17 protein-coding genes are annotated in these 17,727 nt (G+C 72.4%); 9 read left to right on the top strand and 8 right to left on the bottom strand.

All coding sequences use genetic code 11. The features are described from left to right. From ACTZWW_RS13255 to hemC, 4 genes are all read right to left on the bottom strand, one after another. On the bottom strand, positions 1–1,695 hold a 1,695-nt coding region (locus ACTZWW_RS13255), incomplete at its 3' end, for a heme biosynthesis protein HemY (RefSeq protein WP_444781434.1). A gap of 13 nt (positions 1,696–1,708) precedes the next feature. After that, positions 1,709–3,172, bottom strand: coding sequence for a hypothetical protein (locus tag ACTZWW_RS13260; protein WP_444781435.1), 1,464 nt, complete (start codon positions 3,170–3,172; stop codon positions 1,709–1,711). A 102-nt stretch (positions 3,173–3,274) separates the two neighbouring features. After that, positions 3,275–4,039 carry a uroporphyrinogen-III synthase gene (locus tag ACTZWW_RS13265; protein WP_444781436.1) on the bottom strand — a complete coding sequence of 255 codons (765 nt, stop codon included), beginning with the start codon at positions 4,037–4,039 and terminating at the stop codon, positions 3,275–3,277. Further along, complete coding sequence (hemC, locus tag ACTZWW_RS13270; RefSeq protein WP_444781437.1) at positions 4,036–5,001, bottom strand: hydroxymethylbilane synthase; 966 nt, start codon at positions 4,999–5,001, stop codon at positions 4,036–4,038. Before hemC ends, ACTZWW_RS13265 begins: the two co-directional genes overlap by 4 nt. A gap of 148 nt (positions 5,002–5,149) precedes the next feature. On the opposite strand from hemC, the gene tsaD reads away from it, so the two are divergent. The 3 genes from tsaD to ACTZWW_RS13285 are packed head-to-tail and all read left to right on the top strand — an operon-like array spanning position 5,150 to position 7,672. Continuing rightward, positions 5,150–6,229: a tRNA (adenosine(37)-N6)-threonylcarbamoyltransferase complex transferase subunit TsaD gene (tsaD, locus tag ACTZWW_RS13275; protein WP_444781438.1), complete on the top strand. Its 1,080-nt coding sequence runs from the start codon at positions 5,150–5,152 to the stop codon at positions 6,227–6,229. Further along, positions 6,226–7,215, top strand: coding sequence for an NAD(P)H-dependent glycerol-3-phosphate dehydrogenase (locus ACTZWW_RS13280; protein WP_444781439.1), 990 nt, complete (start codon positions 6,226–6,228; stop codon positions 7,213–7,215). The genes tsaD and ACTZWW_RS13280 overlap by 4 nt, the downstream gene beginning before the upstream one ends. 43 nt (positions 7,216–7,258) lie before the next feature. Then, positions 7,259–7,672, top strand: a complete 414-nt coding sequence (locus ACTZWW_RS13285) for an EVE domain-containing protein (protein WP_444781440.1) — start codon at positions 7,259–7,261, stop codon at positions 7,670–7,672. 26 nt (positions 7,673–7,698) lie between these two features. Here the strand turns inward: ACTZWW_RS13285 and ACTZWW_RS13290 are convergent, their stop codons facing one another. Then, positions 7,699–8,016 carry a HigA family addiction module antitoxin gene (locus ACTZWW_RS13290; protein ID WP_444781441.1) on the bottom strand — a complete coding sequence of 106 codons (318 nt, stop codon included), beginning with the start codon at positions 8,014–8,016 and terminating at the stop codon, positions 7,699–7,701. A gap of 37 nt (positions 8,017–8,053) precedes the next feature. Next, positions 8,054–8,332, bottom strand: a complete 279-nt coding sequence (locus tag ACTZWW_RS13295) for a type II toxin-antitoxin system RelE/ParE family toxin (RefSeq protein WP_444781442.1) — start codon at positions 8,330–8,332, stop codon at positions 8,054–8,056. Positions 8,333–8,643: 311 nt separating this feature from the next. Between ACTZWW_RS13295 and ACTZWW_RS13300 the strand changes: the two genes are divergently transcribed. Further along, the gene (locus ACTZWW_RS13300) at positions 8,644–8,937 is read left to right on the top strand and encodes a hypothetical protein (RefSeq protein WP_444781443.1); all 294 of its coding nucleotides are present in this window, start codon (positions 8,644–8,646) and stop codon (positions 8,935–8,937) included. Positions 8,938–8,959: 22 nt separating this feature from the next. On the opposite strand, the gene rnd is transcribed toward ACTZWW_RS13300, so the two are convergent. Beyond that, positions 8,960–10,114: a ribonuclease D gene (rnd, locus tag ACTZWW_RS13305; RefSeq protein WP_444781444.1), complete on the bottom strand. Its 1,155-nt coding sequence runs from the start codon at positions 10,112–10,114 to the stop codon at positions 8,960–8,962. 7 nt (positions 10,115–10,121) lie between these two features. Beyond that, positions 10,122–11,126, bottom strand: coding sequence for a DMT family transporter (locus ACTZWW_RS13310; RefSeq protein ID WP_444781445.1), 1,005 nt, complete (start codon positions 11,124–11,126; stop codon positions 10,122–10,124). A 182-nt stretch (positions 11,127–11,308) separates the two neighbouring features. On the opposite strand from ACTZWW_RS13310, the gene ACTZWW_RS13315 reads away from it, so the two are divergent. The 5 genes from ACTZWW_RS13315 to ACTZWW_RS13335 all read left to right on the top strand — a co-directional run bounded on the left by ACTZWW_RS13315 (position 11,309) and on the right by ACTZWW_RS13335 (position 17,638). Then, positions 11,309–11,809, top strand: coding sequence for a MarR family winged helix-turn-helix transcriptional regulator (locus ACTZWW_RS13315; protein ID WP_444781446.1), 501 nt, complete (start codon positions 11,309–11,311; stop codon positions 11,807–11,809). A gap of 334 nt (positions 11,810–12,143) precedes the next feature. Continuing rightward, on the top strand, positions 12,144–13,277 hold the full coding sequence (locus ACTZWW_RS13320; protein WP_444781447.1) for an NAD(P)H-dependent glycerol-3-phosphate dehydrogenase: 1,134 nt from the start codon (positions 12,144–12,146) through the stop codon (positions 13,275–13,277). After that, on the top strand, positions 13,274–14,047 hold the full coding sequence (locus ACTZWW_RS13325) for an HAD-IIB family hydrolase (protein ID WP_444781448.1): 774 nt from the start codon (positions 13,274–13,276) through the stop codon (positions 14,045–14,047). The genes ACTZWW_RS13320 and ACTZWW_RS13325 overlap by 4 nt, the downstream gene beginning before the upstream one ends. Next, the gene (ggpS, locus tag ACTZWW_RS13330; RefSeq protein WP_444781449.1) at positions 14,044–15,564 is read left to right on the top strand and encodes a glucosylglycerol-phosphate synthase; all 1,521 of its coding nucleotides are present in this window, start codon (positions 14,044–14,046) and stop codon (positions 15,562–15,564) included. The genes ACTZWW_RS13325 and ggpS overlap by 4 nt, the downstream gene beginning before the upstream one ends. A 472-nt stretch (positions 15,565–16,036) precedes the next feature. Then, a complete protein-coding gene (locus tag ACTZWW_RS13335; RefSeq protein WP_444781450.1) occupies positions 16,037–17,638 on the top strand; it encodes a peptide chain release factor 3 in 1,602 nt (533 codons plus the stop codon). Positions 17,639–17,727: the final 89 nt, after the last annotated feature.

Here is a 17,727-nt window from a genome sequence, read left to right on the forward strand (position 1 = left end):
GAGCCGGGCGGCGTAGCCGCCCGTCGTCGCCGGTGCGGGCTTCGCGGCGGGCGCCGGGGCAGGAGCGGGTGCAGGCGCGGGTGCAGGCGAGACGGGGCGCACGGGCTCCTCGACGCCGGTGGCGACGACGGCCGGAGCGACGACCGGCGACGGCTTCGCCGGGGCGGGCGCGGGCGCCGGCGCGGGCTCCATGGGACGCTCCGGCGCACGCGCGGCGGAGGGCTCCACCGACGGCTTCGGCTCAGGCGCCAGCACCTGCGCCTCCTCCGTGCGCGGCGGCAGCGCCTCGGCGACGGGGGCGAGCGTCGCGCCGTGGTAGACCGGCGGCTCGAGCGCCGCGAGGGCGTCGTCCGGACGCTGGTCGAGATCGCCGACGACCGAATCGACCACCGTCGTTCCCATCGCGCCGAGCACCTCCGGCGGCTGCTTCCATTCGAAGGCGTCGAGCCGTCCCGTGGCGGGCGACATCGGCGCCCAGCGGTCGGACACGATGCCGTCGGCGACCCAGGCCTTGTCGCGCGGCGCGTGGACGGCGCGGGCGAGCCACTCGCGCACCTTCACCGTCGGGCCGTGCTCGGCGCGCTCGATGTCGGCCATCAGCAGGCAGACGCGCACGCTCGGGCGCTCGCCGACGAGGGGCTCGATGGTCTGGCGGGCCTTGGCGAAATCGCGCGCGTCGAGCGCGGCGCGGCCGAGCGCGAGCCGGCCCTCGACCGACCAGGTCGAGAGCGTGGCGAGCCGCTCGGCGCGCTTGAGCCGGTCGTGGGTCGAATCGCCGATGCGCAGATGCGTGTAGACGTCCGCGATCTCCGGATGCGGGGTCGTCTTCCAGGCGGTCTCGAGGATCTTCGCCGCCTTGCGCAGCTCGAGGCGCTTGGACAGGATCCGCCCCGCGAGCGCGGCGGCGGGCGTCAGGTCCGGCGCGAGGCGCAGCGCCTCCTTGGCCTTCTGCAGCGCGGTCTCCTCGTCCTTCTCGCCGCGCGAGAGGGCGTCCGCCGTGAGCAGCACCGCGCGCTGGCGCTTGGCTCCGGCCTTGTCGACGAGGCCCAGCGCCGTGCGCCGCTCGACCACGTCGAGCGCGCCCGCCCAGTCGCCGCGGGCGACGTGGGATTCGAGCACCGCCTCGTTCGCCCAGGTGGCGGCGGGGGCGAGGCGGGCGGCCTCCTGAGCATAGGCGAGGGCCGCGTCGCGGTCGTTGCGCTGGCGCGCCTCGACGTGCAGGCCGCGCAGGCCGAGGACGCGGGTCTCGTCGTTCTCGGCCATGGCGCGGAAGGCGCTCTCGGCCTCGTGACGATCGCCGCTCATCTGCGCCGCCTGGGCGCGCAGCAGGAGCACGAGGGGCTCGTCCGCACGCAGGTAGCGCTGCGCCTCGCGGGCGTAGCGGCGCGCGGCGGCCTCGTCCCCGGCGCCGACGGCGACCATGCCGCGCGAGAGCGCGACGAGGCCCTTGCGGCGCTTCCGGTTCACGGAGGCCTCGGCCATCTTCTCCGGCGCCCGGAAGAGCCAGCGGACGACCGCCTCGAGCAGCAGGAAGACGAAGACGGCGATGACGAGCAGGATCGCCGCGACCGCGAGGCCGACGGAATAGCTCACGCCGTCCCAGACGAACGCCACCCGTCCCGGCTGGTCGGCGAGCCAGATGGCGCCGGCGGCGAGCGCGGCGACGACGGCGAGGTAGAGGAGAACGCGCCACATGATCGTGTCTTCCTTACTGTGCCTGCGGCGCGAGCGCCGCGCTGGCCGCCTCGACGGCCGCCCGGGCCGCCTCGCCCGCGGCGATGCGCGCCGCCAGCAGATCGGCGAAGTCCTGTGATGCGGCGCGTCCGGCCTCGGGGAGCTCGCGCCAGGCGGCGAGCGCCGCCTCGAGCTCGCCGAGCGCCAGGGCGCGCGCGACGGTCGCGGTGGGATCGAGCGCCGGCTCGCCGGGCGCCTCCAGCCCCTCGACGGGCTCGACGCGCACGGCGCGGGCGAACAGCCCCTCGAAGAACGAGCCGACGCCGTCCTGCGTCGGGTCCTCGGGGGTGAGCGCGCGGCGCACCAGCGGGCCCGCCTCGGCGAAGGCGGCACGCAGCGCGTCGGCGGTCGGCGCGCCCGTCTCGGCGAAGGGCGCGAGGTCGGCGACGATGGCCTCGTCGATGCCGGTTTCCCGCAGCGTGCCGAGCGCGCTCGAGTAGGGCGTGCCGGCGGGGAGGGCGCTGGCGATCGCGTTCGCCGCGGTAATGGCGAGGTAGGCCTGACGGGTGGCCTGTCCCTCCGCGGCGACGTTCTCGCGCAGCGCCTGCATCTCGGATTGCGCCTCGCCGACGGCGGCGCGCGCCTCCTCGGCGGCGGCGGTCGCCTCGTCGATGCGCCCGACCTCCGAGCCGAGGCTCTCGAGACGCGGGGCGATCTCCTCGTCGATGCGGGCGGCGAGGGCGGCGAGCCGCTCCTCCAGCTCCGCGACGCGCTCGATGCCGGGGGCTGCGGCGGCCACCTCCTCGGCGGCCTGGGCGGTCTCCTCGACGGCGGCCAGGCGCGTCTCGATCGCGGCGATCGCCTCCTGCGCGCCCGGCGCGGCTTGGGCGACGGACTCGGCGACGGACTCGGCCTGCTGCCGCGCGGCCTCGGCGCTCTCGCCGGCCTGCGTGGCCCGCGTCTCGACCGCGGCGATGCGCTCCTCGATCGCGGCCGTGTCGGCACCCTCGCGGAAGAGGGCGTCGTAGGCGACGAGGAGGCCGGCCACGACCACGGCCGCGACGACGGCCGCCACGAGGCCGCTCGAGCCGCCGCGCCGATCCTCGGCCGGAGCCCGCTGCGGCGCCTCGACGGCGGCGGACGCCGCGATCTCGTCGGTGGAGGCGCTCGGCGCGGAGCCGGCGCGCGACGCGTCCAGCACAGGCTCCGGCACGGCCGCGATCCGGGGCGTGGGCGCCCCCGCGGACGTCGGCGCCGCGGACGTCGCCTCGGCGGCCGTCTCACCGGCAGGCTCGGCCGTCACGGCAGCCGGCTTGGAAGCGGGAGGCGCGGGCGCGATGCGCTTCTCGTCCGTGACGATGACGGTCGAGGAGGGCGCGGACGCCTGCGCAGCCGGCTCGGCCGCGACGTCGCCGCCGGCGGGGGCCTGCGGCTCGCGCGACGCGTCGCCTTGGGACCGCTCGTTGCGGCCCGCTCGGGAGGAGGGTCTCTTCGTCACGTCGTCCTTCCGCCTGGTTTCACCGCGTGGGGAACGCGGCGGCTCGTCTCGTCGGTCTACACCGTCGGATGCCCGGGTGGCACCTCGAACCTTAGCATTGGTTCAACGCACGGCGCGACATCTTGCTCCAAAGGCCAAGCTCGCGGCGTCCGCAAAAACGCGAAGCAGCGCATCCTCCGAGGGTTCCGCGGCGATCGCGATCCGCGTCGCGCCCGCCGCACGCAAGGGTTCCGCGGCATCCGCGGAGATCGCCGCATGAAGGAGCGCGCGCCCGTGATCGGCGAGCCCGGCACCAGCCAGGCCCTCGACGAACAACGTCGCGCTGCGGTGGGAGTAGTGGAGCGCAGCGTCGACCGTGCCCGCCGCGACCGCGGCCAACGCGGCTTCGTCGAGCGGAATGCAGGCCGCCTCGTAGGCGGGCCAGGCGCAGACGCCGTGTCCCGAAGCGCGCAGGCTCGCATCCGGCTCCGCCTTGCGGTCGCGTCCTCCCACGTGGAGGAAGCGGGTGCCCGGCGCGAACGTCTCGCGCACCCGCGCGATCATCGAGACGGCGTCGCCCTCCGCGGTCGCCACGGCGACCCCGCCGGCGGCGCGAACGGCCTCGGCGGTCCGTTCACCGACCGCGAGGATCGGCGTGCGTGCGAGGTCGATCGGCGCCTGCGCCAGGAAGGGCGCCGCCTTCGCGCTCGTGACCAGGACGGCGTCGAACGGGCCGTCCGGCGGCGGCTCGCCCGTGGCGCGGGTCTCGATGAGCGGGGCGACGAGCGCGCGAAAGCCGTCCGCCTCGAGCCGCGCGGCGGTGCGGCGCGCGTCCTCGGCGGCGCGGCAGACGAGCACGAGCGGCGGCGCCGGCGTCTCACCCGTCACCCGCCGTGCCCCGCGAAGAAGCCCGCGGGCAGCCGCGCCTTGATTCGCGCGCCGAGGTCCGCACCCAGGCGCGCGGCGTCGGCGCGCGGCGCCTCGCCCTCGTCCTCCACCGCCTCGGACCCGTCCGGCCGCAGGACGAGGCCCTTCAGCCGGATGCGGTCGCCGTCGAGGCGCGCGTGCCCGGCGATCGGCGTGCGGCATGACCCGTCCAGGACCCCGAGGAAGGCGCGCTCGGCGGCGAGCTGCACGCCGGTCGGCGCGTCGCAGATCGCGGAGACGGCCGCATGGGCCGCCTCGTCGTCCTCGCGCACGATCAGGGCGATGGCGCCCTGCGCCACCGCGGGCAGGAAGTCGTCGATGTCGAGGGCGGCCGAGGCGTGGTGCGCGAGGCCGAGGCGATTGAGCCCGGCCATGGCGAGCAGCGTCGCGCCGTACTCGCCGGCCTCGATCTTGGAAAGCCGCGTGCCGACGTTGCCGCGCAGGAGCGCCACCTCGAGATCCGGCCGCAGCCGGCGCACCAGCGCCTGGCGCCGCAGGGACGCCGTGCCGACGACGGTGCCGGCGGGCAGCGCCTCGAAGGAGGTCGCGCCGGCGGGGCCGCCCTTGCAGATCAGGGCGTCGCGCACGTCCTCGCGCGGCAGGAAGCCGGCGATGACGAGGCCCGGCGGCAGGTCGTTCGGCAGGTCCTTGCCGGAGTGCACCGTGACGTCGACCCGCCCGGCGAGCTGGGCCTCGTCGATCTCCTTGGTGAACAACCCCTTGCCGCCGGCCTCGGAGAGCGCGCGGTCCTGGATCATGTCGCCCGAGGTCTTGATCACCTCGAGCGGGAAGCGCTCCGCCGCGATGCCCAGCGCCTCCGAGAGGCGCCTTTGCGTCTCGTGGGCCTGGGCGAGCGCGAGCGGGCTGCCGCGGGTGCCGATGACGAAGGCCGTGCTCTTGTCGCGCGCCGCGCCGGTGGTCATGTCGTGTATTCTCCCCTCGCGCGCGTTCCAATCGGCGCGGGCGGGGACTATAGGTGCGCCGCACCGGGTGCGGAAGTTCGGGGAAGGCACGATCCGCCGCCCCGCGACCGACCGGTCCGAGGCGAGCGAGAGAACCGGCGAGGCGAGCATGCGCGTTCTGGGCATCGAGACGACCTGCGACGAGACCGCGGCCGCGGTCGTCGGCCTCGCCGAGGGCGGGCGCGGGGCCGTGCTCTCGAACGAGGTGCTCTCGCAGATCGCCGAGCACGCGGCCTATGGCGGCGTCGTCCCCGAGATCGCGGCGCGCGCCCATGTCGAGGTCGCCGACCGGCTCGTCGCCCGGGCGCTGGCGAAGGCCGGCACCGATCTCGCCGGCATCGACGCCATCGCCGCCGCCGCCGGGCCGGGGCTGATCGGCGGTGTCATCGTCGGGCTGACCACGGCGAAGGCGCTGGCGCTCGTCGCGGGCAAGCCGCTCGTCGCCGTCAACCACCTCGAGGCGCACGCGCTGACGGCGCGACTCACCGACGGCATCTCCTTCCCCTACCTGCTGCTGCTCGTGTCGGGCGGCCACACCCAGCTCCTCGCCGTGCGAGGCGTGGGCGACTACGTCCGTCTCGGCGCCACGATCGACGACGCCATCGGCGAGGCCTTCGACAAGGTCGCGAAGCTGCTCGGCCTCGCCTATCCCGGGGGGCCGGAGGTGGAGCGCATGGCGCGCGGCGGCGATCCCGAGCGTTTCGCCCTGCCGCGCCCGCTGCTGGGGCGGCGCACGCCGGACTTCTCGCTCTCGGGCCTCAAGACGGCCGTGCGGCTCGAGGCCGAGCGCATCGCGCCCCTCTCGGACCAGGACGTCGCGGACCTGTGCGCCTCCTTCCAGACCGCGATCGTCGACGTGGTCGTCGACCGAACCCGCGTGGCGTTGCGGGCCTTCCAGGCGATCGCGCCGCGCCCCTCGGCGCTGGTCGTGGCCGGCGGGGTGGCTGCGAACGGCGCGGTCCGGCGCGGGCTGCAGCGGCTCGCGACCGAATCGGGGCTGCGGCTCGTGGCGCCGCCGCTCGACCTGTGCGGCGACAACGGCGCCATGATCGCCTGGGCCGGGCTCGAGCGCTTCCGCCTCGGCCTCACGGACGACCTCGACGCGCCGGCGCGCGCCCGCTGGCCGCTCGCCACCGCGCCCGCCCCCGACCTGCCCGCCCCCGACCTGCCAGAGGCGGGGCGCGCATGACCGGCGCGCCGCTCGGCATCGTCGGCGCCGGGGCCTGGGGCACGGCGCTCGCCAGCGCCGTCGCGGCGGCGGGGACGCCCGTCGTGCTGTGGACGCGCGACCCCGACCATGCCCGGGAGATGGCGCAGGCGCGCACCAACGTCCGCCACCTGCCGGGCGTCGCGCTCGCGGACGCCGTGCGCCCGACGAGCGCGCTCACCGAGCTCTCGGGCTGCGACGCGCTCCTCCTCGTCGTCCCGGCCCAGGCCGTGCGGGAGGTGACGACCGCGCTCGCGCTGGTGCTGCCGGTCCACGCGCCCCTCGTGATCTGCGCCAAGGGCATCGAGCGGCACTCGGGCTTCTTCCTCTCGGACGTCGTGGCGGACCTGCGGCCGGGCTCGCCGGTCGGCGCGCTCTCGGGCCCGAGCTTCGCGCACGACGTCGCGATCGGGCTGCCCACGGCGGTGACGCTGGCGGCGCCCGATCCGCTGCTCGCGTCCGGCATCGCGGCGCGGCTCTCCGGGCGGACGCTGCGGGTCTACCACGGGCTCGACCTGCGCGGCGTCGAGATCGGCGGCGCCGGCAAGAACGTGCTCGCCATCGCCTGCGGCGCCGCGATCGGCCGCGGGCTCGGCGAGAGCGCGCGCGCCGCGCTGACCGCCCGCGGCTTCTCCGAGCTGATGCGCTTCGCGCGCGCCTACGGGGGCCGGGCCGAGACCCTCATGGGCCTGTCGGGCCTCGGCGACGTGGTGCTCACCTGCGCCTCGCCGCACTCGCGCAACTTCGCCTTCGGCGAGCGCCTCGGGCGCGGCGTGCCGCCGGCGGAGGCCGCGGAAGGCAAGCTCGTCGAGGGGGCGGCCACCGCGGACGCGCTCGTCGCGCTGGCGCGGGCGCGCGGCGTCGAGATGCCGATCTGCGAGGCGGTCGCCGCGCTCGTCGCCGGGCGCGCGGGCCTCGACGAGACGATGGACGCCTTGATGAGCCGGCCGCTCAAGGCAGAGGATTAGGCCGAGGATCGAGACACGAAGAGGACGGGGGCGCGAGAGAGAGATGGCGTATTGGCTCTACAAGTCCGAGCCGGACGTGTGGTCGTGGCGGCAGCAGGTCGAGGCCGGCGCGGCCGGCACGCACTGGAACGGCGTTCGCAACCACGTCGCCAAGCAGAACCTGATGGCGATGAGGCTCGGCGAGCGCGGCTTCTTCTACCATTCCAACAAGGGCAAGGAGATCGTCGGCATCGTGGAGGTGATCCGGGAGTACTACCCCGACCACACCGACGCCTCGGGCAAGTTCGGCATGGTCGACGTCAAGGCCGTCGAGCCCCTGCCGCGCCCCGTGACCCTCGACGCGATCAAGGCCGAGCCGCGGCTGAAGGACATGATCCTCGTCAACAACTCCCGCCTTTCCGTGCAGCCGGTCACGGAGGCGGAGTGGGCGATCGTGCGGGAGATGGGGGGATTGTGAGGGGAGGGCGGCTCGGGTGAGCCGCCTCACGCCGGCTGCGGCTGGAGCGTGGGGATGCGATCGAGCGCGTCTCCGAGCTTGCGGCGCGCGTGCCAGAGGTCGTGGCTCTCCTGCATGCGGATCCACAGCCCCTCGCCGTTGCCGCAGAGCTTGCCGAGACGCAGCGCCATCTCGGGCGAGATGCCGGACTGCTCCGATAGAATCCGATGGAGCTGCTGGCGCGTGACGCCGAGATGCCCGGCCACCTCCGTGACCGTGAGGCCGAGCGCGGGCAGCACATCCTCGCGCAGGATGGCGCCGGGGTGGGTCGGCGGCCTGATGGAGCGGGAAGCGGTCTGGTCCATGTCTTTCTTTCCAGCCTTCGATGTGAAGGCGATTAGCTTAGTGATACTGCTCAAGGTCTACACGGTGTGCGTGACCATCGCTGAACTCGAAGGTAATGCACCAAGGACCATTGACGTGGATTGTATACATTGTCGGGGCGTAACCCTTCAGTGCATGGAAGTCGAAGCCGGGGACTTTCAGATCAGCAACGTCCTTGGCTTGGTCGAGCACGTCGAGCCGACGTACTATCCGAGCATGAAGCTTCTTGTCGATCTTTCCCGTCTTGCCTTCAGTGAAAAGTTCGCTCAACCCCTTATCAATAAAACTAACAATCATTCTCCGTCCTTCTTATCCATTTTCCATAAAATCGTCGCGCTATGTTTTCAGCACTATAGCTCAATGATAGCGCACGAGTTGTCGCGTGTCAAGCGACAAGTTACGAGCACGGCGGCTGTTCCGATGGCTCCGCGGACGCGTCAACGGCTGCTTTCGCGAGCCAGACTTAGGCGATGGCGAGCATGTCCAACCTAATCCGCGCATAGAACGGCGATCTCCATCCGCGCCCCCTTGGCCATCATCGCAAGAAACCCGTCCCCCTCCGCCGCCGTTGGTCCCCGTACACGCATCGAACCGCGAAGGAGGCCGCCATGGCCAAGGCCGGCAAGGGAATGGGGCACGACACCGTCCGCCACGCGCAGCACGTCGCGGACGTGCCCGAGAGCGTCACGCGCGAGGACGATCTCGCCTCGCGGCGGATGGGCGACAACCAGCTCCACGGAGAGGATCAGCTGCGCGAGCACAACGAGCGCCATGCGCAGGCCGGGGCGAGGTCGGACCGCCCGCAGACCGACGACTTCGTCGAGAAGCACAAGACCGGGGTGCGCTCGGACAAGGTCGCGCCCTCGAAGGAGGAGCTCGACAAGGAGATGCGCAAGCCCTGACGGGTCGCGAGCCTCGGGGCGCTCACGCCTGCGCGGCGGGCTCCACGACCACGCGCCCGTCGCGCAGGCCGAGCATCAAGCCGCCCTGCTTGAGCGCGAGCGCGCGCTCGCCGAAGAGCGTGCGCCGCCAGCCGTGGAGGGCGGGCACGTCGGCGTCGTCGTCTTCGGCAATGGCTTCGAGGTCGTCGACGGTGGCGACGATCTTGGTCGCCACGCCCTCCTCCTCGCACACCGCCTTGAGCAGCACCTTGAGCAGGTCGACCGTCGCCCCGGTCTGGCCGCGCCCGCCGCGGCGCTCGGGCATGACGATCGCGGCGGGATCGCGGTCGAGGCCCTGCTTCACGGCGGCGAGCACGGGCTCGGCGGCGCGCGAGCGCTCGAAGCCGTTCGGCAGGGCGCGCAGGCGCCCGAGCGCGGCGGCGTCGCGCGGCTGCGTGACCGCGAGCTCGACCACGGCGTCGTCCTTCATCACCCGCTGGCGCGGCACGTCGCGCGCCTGTGCCTCGCGCTCGCGCCAGGCGGCGACCTCGATCAGAACGGCGAGCTCGCGCGCCTTGCGCACGCGCCCGGCGAGGCGGCGATAGGCGGTCTCCGGCTCGGCGGCATAGGTGTCCGGCGAGGTGAGGACGGCCATCTCCTCCTCGAGCCAGGAGCGCCGGCCCGTCTCGGCGAGCTTGGCCTCGAGCGCGTCGTAGACGGCGACGAGATGGGTGACGTCCGACAGAGCATAGGCGAGCTGCGCCTCCGACAGGGGCCGGCGCGACCAGTCGGTGAAGCGCGAGGACTTGTCGATGCGCGCCTTGGCGAGATCGTTGGCGAGCTGCTCGTAGGAGACCGAATCACCGTAGCCGCAGACCATCGCCGCGACCTGCGTGTCGAACAGCGGAGCCGGGATCAGCCGCCCCAGGATCCAGACGATCTCCAGGTCCTGGCGCGCCGAGTGGAAGACCTTCACCACCGCCTCGTTCGCCATGAGCGCGAGGAAGGGGGAGAGGTCGAGGCCCGGCGCCAGCGGGTCGACGAGAATCGCCTCGTCCCGGCTCGCCATCTGGATCAGGCAGAGCTTGGGGTAATAGGTCGTCTCGCGCATGAATTCCGTGTCGACCGTGACGAACGGGCTCGCGGCGAGGCGGGCGCAGGCGGCGGCGAGGCCGTCGGTATCGGTGATCAGCTCCATGTACGCGTCATAGCGGAGAACGCGCGCCCGCGCCAAGGGTCGTGGTGGGCGGGAGGGTTGCGACACGCCGCCCTGGCGCGCCGCCTGCGGGCTCCGTCGGGGCCTTCCGGGACGCGTCTGCGCCGAGCACGAGGACGTTGCCGCCCACGATGACGGCCGTGCCGAGCACGACGAGCGGCGTCGGCTCGAGCCCCTCGAACAGCGCGGAGGCGACGATCGCCACGAGCGGCGCGAGCGCCAGCGTGTAGGCCGCCCGCGCCGGCCCGAGCCGGCGCACGAGGGCGAAGTACATCAGGAAGGCGAGGCACGAGGCCGCGAGCGCTAGGTGGAGCAGGCCCGCGACATAGGCCGTGCTCGGGTCGAAGAGCACGATCGGGCGATCCGCGGTCGCGCCCGCCCAGGCGCCGGCGAAGGCGGCGCCGGCGAGCGCGCCCCAGGTCATGGTGGCGAGCGTCGGCAGGCCCCGCGCCTGGTTACGGGCGCCGACCACAGTGCCGGCGGCGGTCGAGGCGGCGGCCACGAAGGCGAAGCCGAGCCCCGCGAGGCTCCCGCTCGCCCCCGTGTCGAGCCGGGCGAGCTCCGGTGCGAAGACGAGGCCGAGCCCGCTGACGCCGCAGGCGAGGCCGGCGAGCACGCGCCACGAGAGGGGCGCCTTCAGGAAGAGCCGCGCCAGCAGCGCCGCGACGATCGCCGACGTCGACAGGACGAGCGCCGCGATGCCGCTCGGGACGAGCCGCGTCGCTTCGTAGAAGGCGACGAAGTTCAGGCCGAAGAAGAGCACGCCCTGGAGGGCGACGAAGGGAACGTCCGGGGCCTCGAGCCGCAGCCGCGTGCGCGTCGCCGCCGCCAGCGCGAGCATGACGGCGAAGACGATCAGCATGCGCCAGGCGACCGAGAGCGCGGCGGGCACCGCCACGGCCTGCGTCGTCGTCACGATCGCGGAGGAGCCCCACAAGAGCGCGGTGGCGGCGAACATCAGGGCGGCGACGCGGCGGCCACGATCCTTCGGCATCGGCTTCTTCCTTGCCATAAGCTTGCGAATTGCAAATATATTGCAGGTTTCACGTAGCGCAAAGCGCGAATGATGTGCAGCCTCCGCCCTTGCGGTGGGCACACCTGCGGCGTCATGCTCGCGCGGCCCGCCGGGCGCGCGGGAAGGAAGCAGTCGCGGATCAGCACGACCGACGAGGCCTCATGACCGACGAGACACCGCCGCGGGGCGACGCCTCCCCGCTCGCGCTGGAGGCGTGGCTGCCCTACCGGCTCTTCATCGTCTCCGCCCGCGTCGCCGGCGTGCTCGAGAGCTATTACTGTCCGGCCTACGGCCTGACGCAGGCCTCGTGGCGGGCGCTCGCCGTGATCGGGGACAGGCAGGGGCTCAGCGCCGGCGAGATCGCGCGGGCGGCCGGGCTCGACCAGTTCGCGACGAGCCGGGCGATCGCCCACCTGATGAAGCTCGGACTGGCCGTTCGCACCAGCGCGAGCCGAGACCGACGCCGGGCGAGCCTCTCCCTGACGCCCGCCGGCGCTGGCGCCTTCGCGGACATCGCGCGTCTGGCGAGGCGCATCGAGGACACGCTCGAGTCGGGCCTCCCCGCCGCCGAGCGCCGGGCGCTGGACGGGGCTCTGGCGCGCCTCGACGAAGCCTCCGCCGCGCTCGTCGCCAAGGGATGGCGCGGGCTCGAGGCCGGCTGAGCACAAGCTGTTGCACTGCCACATATTTCGGCAGCGGAAGCAACATTTCGGCAGCGGGCGCGACCGATCAGGCAAGAGCGTTCGTAGAACGAAGCGGATCGAAAGTTCCCTCGGAGAACATTCACGAGCATTCCCCCCGCGCCGGTGACCCGCCGCTCATCCATTGGCGCGGGTGGATTTGCCTTTTGCGCTGCAGTGCTCTATCTAGACGTCCATCATCACGGATCGCGCATCGCAACGGGGCGCCACGACTATGTGGCGCCACATCCCGGCCGCGCGAGTCCGTTCCGGACGCGCGCCCGCCGGCGCGCCGATACCAGAGGAGATCCGCCTCTTGACGTTCGATCCAGCATCATCACGTCCCGCCGAGGACACGCGGCCCGCGGTCTTCGACACCATCGCCGTGATCGGCGGCGGATCGTGGGGCACCGCGCTCGCGCTCACCGCCTGGCGCGCCGGTCGGCGCGTCAGGCTGTGGGCGCGCGAGGAGCACGTGGTCGACGCGGTCGCCCGCGAGCGCCGCAACCCCTTCCTGCCCGACGCCGACATCCCCGGCGACGTCCTCGTCACCAACGCGATGGAGGAGGCGCTCGCGGGCGCCGACCTCGTCGTGCTGGTCAGCCCCTCGCAGCATCTGCGCACGGTGGCGAGCCGGGTCGAGCCGCTGCTTCCGGGGGACGTTCCCGTCGTGATCTGCGCCAAGGGCATCGAGCGCGACACCGGGCTCCTGATGGGCGAGGTGATCGAGGCGGTGATGCCCGGCCGCGAGATGGCGGTCCTGTCCGGCCCGACCTTCGCCGGCGAGGTGGCGCAGGACATGGCGACCGGCGTCACGATCGCCGCCGCACAGGAAGATTCTCGGGACGGCTTTCACGACGGCCACCTCGCCGCGCGGGTCGCCGTCACCTTCGCGAGCGAATCCTTCCGCCCCTACGTCTCCGGAGACGTCCGCGGCGTCGAGATCGGCGGGGCTGCGAAGAACGTCATCGCCATCGCCTGCGGTGTCGCCGAGGGCCTCGGGCTCGGCTCGAACGCGCGGGCGATGATCATCACCCGCGGTCTCGCCGAGATCACCGAGCTCGGCCTCGCCGTCGGCGCGCGGCTCGAGACGCTGCTCGGGCTCGCCGGCGCGGGCGACCTGATGCTCACCTGCTCGTCCACGCAGTCGCGCAACTTCAGCTACGGGAAGGCGCTCGGCGCCGGCGAGACGGCGGTGCGCCGCGCCGACGGGCCCGTGGTCGAGGGCGCGGAGAACGCCCATTCGGTCGTCGCGCTGGCGCGGCGGCTCGGCGTGCCGATGCCGGTCTGCGAGACGGTGCTCGCCATCCTCGACGGCGCCCCGGTCTCCGCGTCGATGAAGGAGCTCATGCTCGCCGATCTCCATCCGGAGGCCGTCGGCGCCCGCGACGACTGGACGACGCCGCACCCCGCCCGCATCGAGGAAGTAGAGGAGCGCCTCTCCGCATGAATGCCCCGACGACACCCGCCCCGTCCCTCGTCCTCGCGACGGACCTCGACGGCACCTTCCTCGGCGGCTCCGACGCCCAGCGCGCCGCCCTCTACGCGCAGCTCTCGGCCCGCGAGGACGCGCTCCTCGTCTTCGTCACGGGCCGCGACATCGACTTCATCGCCGAGCTGATCGAGACGCCCGGCATGCCGCGCCCGCACTTCATCGTCGGCGACATCGGCACGTCCGTCTACGACGGCGTCTCGCTGCAGCCGTGGGAAGAGTTCGAGGCGCCGATCCGCGAGGCCTGGGGCGATGCGGGCGAGCGCGTGCGCGCGCTTCTCGCCGGGGAGCCGGGCCTGACGATCCAGGACACGCCCTTCCGCTACCGCGTCAGCTACGATTACGACCCGGCGCACCTGACGCCGGCGAGCCGCGAGAAGGTGGAGGCGGCGGGCTTCGACTGCATCGTCTCCGCCGGGCGCTTCTTCGACGTGGTGCCCAAGGGCATCAACAAGGGCACGACGCTCTCGCGCTTCGTGCGCACGCTCGGCCTCGACCCCGCGACGGTGCTCGCCGCCGGCGACACGATGAACGACTACGCCATGCTGGCGGAGGGCTTCAACGCGGTGGCCGTCGGCAATTCCGAGGAGCCGCTGGTGCGGGCCATCGACGGGCTCGCCCACGTCTACCACTCGCCCCATCCCGGCGCGGCCGGCATCGCCGACGCGCTGCGCCACTTCCGCCTCGCGGGAGAAGCGGCAGGAGAAACGGCAGGAGAAACGGCATGAGCGGATCCCCCCTCGTCATCGTCTATCATCGCCAGCCCCTCGAGGAGGTGACGATCGACGGCAAGATCCACTACCGGACGAACAAGAGCCCCAACGGCATCGTCCCGACGCTCAAGAGCTTCTTCAACCACCTCGGCGACGAGGCCGGCTCCTGGGTCGCGTGGAAGACGTTCGATCCCGAGGTCGGCGTCGAGTTCGAGAAGGTCGTGACCGTCGAGGACCCGTTCGGCGACTACCGCGTCTCGCGCCTGCCGCTGACGAAGGAGCAGGTGGAGAGCTTCTACCACGTCACGTCCAAGGAGGCGCTGTGGCCGATCCTGCACTCGTTCCCGGATCGCTACCGCTACGACAATGTGGATTGGGACACGTTCCGCGAGGTGAATCGGGCCTTCGCCGAGGCGGCGGCCGAGGAGGTAGCGGACGATGGGCTCGTGTGGGTGCACGACTACAATCTCTGGCTCGTGCCGCTCTACCTGCGCCGCATCAAGCCCGACGTGAAGATCGCCTTCTTCCATCACACGCCCTTCCCGGGGCCGGACGTGTTCAACGTGCTGCCCTGGCGGCGCGAGATCGTCAACTCGCTGCTCGACTGCGATCTCGTCGGCTTCCATCTGCCGCGCTACGCCCGCAACTTCGCCGAGGTGTCGCGCTCGCTGATGGGCGCGACGATGGGCGAGGCGATCCCCGTCGACGCGGTGCTGGCAACGCCCGGGATGGCTCTCTCCGAGCCCGACGTGCCGGAGAAGGTGACGTTCGAGGGCCGCGACGTGCTGCTCGGCGTGGCGCCCGTGGGCTGCAACGCCGCGCTCGTCGGCTCGATCCTGGCCACGCCGGAGAACCAGGACCTGCAGAAGCAGCTCCTGGCCGAGCTGGACGGGCGTCGCCTGATCATGACGGTGGGCCGCACGGACTACACCAAGGGCATGGTCGAGAGCCTGTGCGCCTTCGAGCGCCTGCTCGAGCGCCGTCCCGAGCTGATCGGCAAGGTGAAGATGCTCGCGACGTCCGTGCGGGCCGCCGCGCAGATGACGGTCTACGAGGGCACGCAGCGCGATATCGAGGGGCTCGTAGGCCGAATCAACGGCCGCTTCTCGACGCTGGACTGGACGCCCGTCGTCCTGTTCGGCCAGGCGATCCCGTTCGAGAAGCTGGTCGCCTACTACGCCATCGCGGACGTGTGCCTCACGGCGCCCCTGCGCGACGGGCTCAACCTCGTCGCCAAGGAATACGTGGCGTCGAAGGCCGGGAATCCAGGCGTCCTCATCCTCTCGGAGTTCGCCGGCTGCGCCGTCGAGCTGCCTCAGGCGATGCTGACGAACCCCTACTCGAACCGCTCGCTCGACAACGCGCTCGACACCGCGCTCGCCACCCCGCCGGAGGAGGCCGCCGCCGCCATGGCCGCGATGGCCAAGGAGGTCGCGACCTACGACCTCGGCCACTGGGCCGCGGTGACCCGCGAGCAGTTCGCGAAGATCGACCGCATGCGCGGGCAGGCGCCGGCGGAAGCGGCGGCGTGACGCCGGCCGCGATGCGCGGCGGCGTTGCCGCGGGTGCGTTTCGAGGCTATATTGCGGTCGTGGAGTGGAGGAGGAGAGTTTCCTCTCCCCCTCCGTTTTCATCGCCCTAGCGCCAAGCGGAAGACGAGGGTCCAGCTCGTCTTCCGCGTCCGGCGCAGGGTGATGGACACGCTGACGCGTGGGAAGCCCCACATCATCGCACATCCTCCATCGATCGAGCGAGGCTGTCGCCCGCAGGCGGCGAGAGCCGATCTCCCGCCGCGGGACGCTGGCCCGTCCTTGGCGTTCCGCTCGACGAGGAGAGATTGGCCGCGCTGCTGCGGCTATGCCAGCCGAGAAGTTGCATTTCCGCGGTTCAGTCGACGAACAGGGGTTTCGACCGCTGTCTCCGACGGCGTGACCTGATTTGCGTTTTGCCGCGATCTGCCCCATCTGAGGCGTCACGTTCCCCGCAAGCCCGATCGCCCTTCCGATGACCGACGCCGCACGCCCCGCCGCCGCCGATCCCGTCTCGGCGCGCCGCACCTTCGCCATCATCTCGCACCCGGACGCGGGCAAGACGACGCTGACCGAGAAGCTCCTCCTGTTCGGCGGCGCGATCCAGCTCGCCGGCGAGGTGAAGGCCAAGCGCAACCGCGTCTCCACGCGCTCGGACTGGATGGCGATCGAGAAGAGCCGCGGCATCTCCGTCGTCACCTCGGTGATGACGTTCGAGTACGGCGGGCACGTGTTCAACCTGCTCGACACGCCGGGCCACGAGGACTTCTCGGAGGACACCTACCGCACGCTGACCGCGGTCGACTCGGCCGTGATGGTGATCGACGCCGCCAAGGGCATCGAGGCGCGCACGCGCAAGCTGTTCGAGGTCTGCCGGCTGCGCGACATCCCGATCGTCACCTTCGTCAACAAGATGGACCGCGAGACGCGCGACCCGTTCGATCTCCTCGACGAGATCGAGAAGACGCTCGCCCTCGACATCGCGCCGGTGACCTGGCCGATCGGTCGCGGACGCTCCTTCGCCGGCACCTACGACCTCGTGGCGAACACCGTGCGCCGCCTCGACGACGAGGTGACGCCGACCCCCGTCTCCGGCCCCGACGACCCGCTGTTCGACGCGCTCCTGCCGGATCCGGCCGAGCGCGCGGTCTTCCGCGAGGAGGTGGAGCTCGCCCGTGAGGGCCTGAAGCGCTTCGATCTCCAGGCCTTCCGCGAGGGGCACCTGACGCCGGTGTTCTTCGGCTCCGCGCTGCGGAACTACGGCGTGCGCGACCTCATCGACTCGCTCGGTGCCGTGGCGCCGCCGCCCCGCGCACAAGAGGCGGACGGGCGCGCGGTCGAGGCGAGCGAGCCGAAGATGACCGGCTTCGTCTTCAAGATCCAGGCGAACATGGATCCGAACCATCGCGACCGCATCGCCTTCATGCGGGTGTGCTCGGGCAGGCTCCAGCGCGGCATGAAGGCGAAGCTCGTGCGCACGGGCAAGCCGATCACGCTGTCCGCGCCGCAATTCTTCTTCGCGCAGGATCGCGCCGTGGCCGACGAGGCCTATGCGGGGGACGTGGTCGGCATCCCCAACCACGGAACGCTGCGGATCGGGGACACGCTCACGGAAGGCGAGGATCTCGTCTTCCGCGGCGTGCCGTCCTTCGCCCCGGAGATCATGCGCCGCGTGAAGCTGTCGGACGCCATGAAGGCGAAGAAGCTCAAGGAGGCGCTCCAGCAGCTCGGCGAGGAGGGCGTCGTCCAGCTCTTCGTGCCGCACGACGGATCGGGCGCCATCGTCGGTGTCGTCGGCGCGCTCCAGCTCGACGTGCTCAAGGAGCGGCTCCAGGCGGAATACTCCCTGCCGATCGACTACGAGCAGACCCGCTTCTCGGTGTGCCGCTGGATCGCGTCCGAGGACGAGCGCAAGCTCGACGAGTTCATGAACGCCAACCGCTCGGCCATGGCGGACGACCTCGACGGCGCGCCGGTCTTCCTCGCGCCCTCCGCCTTCTCGCTGCGCTACGACGAGGAGCGCTGGCCGCAGATCCGCTTCACGGACATCAAGGACTACCAGAAGAAGGCCGCCTGAGCCGCGCGCTCGCCTCGGCGGGAAAACGCGGAACGCCGCGCCCCGGGGGGGCGCGGCGTTCGTCGTTCGGGCCGAGGGCTCGGACGGGG

It is taken from the genome of Salinarimonas sp. NSM, from assembly GCF_052380005.1.
Classification (GTDB): Bacteria; Pseudomonadota; Alphaproteobacteria; order Rhizobiales; family Beijerinckiaceae; genus Salinarimonas.

Bases quoted from the DNA above. Each gene is read 5' to 3' on its own strand.
- hemC (WP_444781437.1), bottom strand. From the start codon at position 5,001: ATGACCACCGGCGCGGCGCGCGACAAGAGCACGGCCTTCGTCATCGGC.
- tsaD (WP_444781438.1), top strand. From the start codon at position 5,150: ATGCGCGTTCTGGGCATCGAGACGACCTGCGACGAGACCGCGGCCGCG.
- ACTZWW_RS13280 (WP_444781439.1), top strand. From the start codon at position 6,226: ATGACCGGCGCGCCGCTCGGCATCGTCGGCGCCGGGGCCTGGGGCACG.
- ACTZWW_RS13285 (WP_444781440.1), top strand. From the start codon at position 7,259: ATGGCGTATTGGCTCTACAAGTCCGAGCCGGACGTGTGGTCGTGGCGG.
- ACTZWW_RS13290 (WP_444781441.1), bottom strand. From the start codon at position 8,016: ATGGACCAGACCGCTTCCCGCTCCATCAGGCCGCCGACCCACCCCGGC.
- ACTZWW_RS13295 (WP_444781442.1), bottom strand. From the start codon at position 8,332: ATGATTGTTAGTTTTATTGATAAGGGGTTGAGCGAACTTTTCACTGAA.
- ACTZWW_RS13300 (WP_444781443.1), top strand. From the start codon at position 8,644: ATGGCCAAGGCCGGCAAGGGAATGGGGCACGACACCGTCCGCCACGCG.
- rnd (WP_444781444.1), bottom strand. From the start codon at position 10,114: ATGGAGCTGATCACCGATACCGACGGCCTCGCCGCCGCCTGCGCCCGC.
- ACTZWW_RS13310 (WP_444781445.1), bottom strand. From the start codon at position 11,126: ATGCCGAAGGATCGTGGCCGCCGCGTCGCCGCCCTGATGTTCGCCGCC.
- ACTZWW_RS13315 (WP_444781446.1), top strand. From the start codon at position 11,309: ATGACCGACGAGACACCGCCGCGGGGCGACGCCTCCCCGCTCGCGCTG.
- ACTZWW_RS13325 (WP_444781448.1), top strand. From the start codon at position 13,274: ATGAATGCCCCGACGACACCCGCCCCGTCCCTCGTCCTCGCGACGGAC.
- ggpS (WP_444781449.1), top strand. From the start codon at position 14,044: ATGAGCGGATCCCCCCTCGTCATCGTCTATCATCGCCAGCCCCTCGAG.
- ACTZWW_RS13335 (WP_444781450.1), top strand. From the start codon at position 16,037: ATGACCGACGCCGCACGCCCCGCCGCCGCCGATCCCGTCTCGGCGCGC.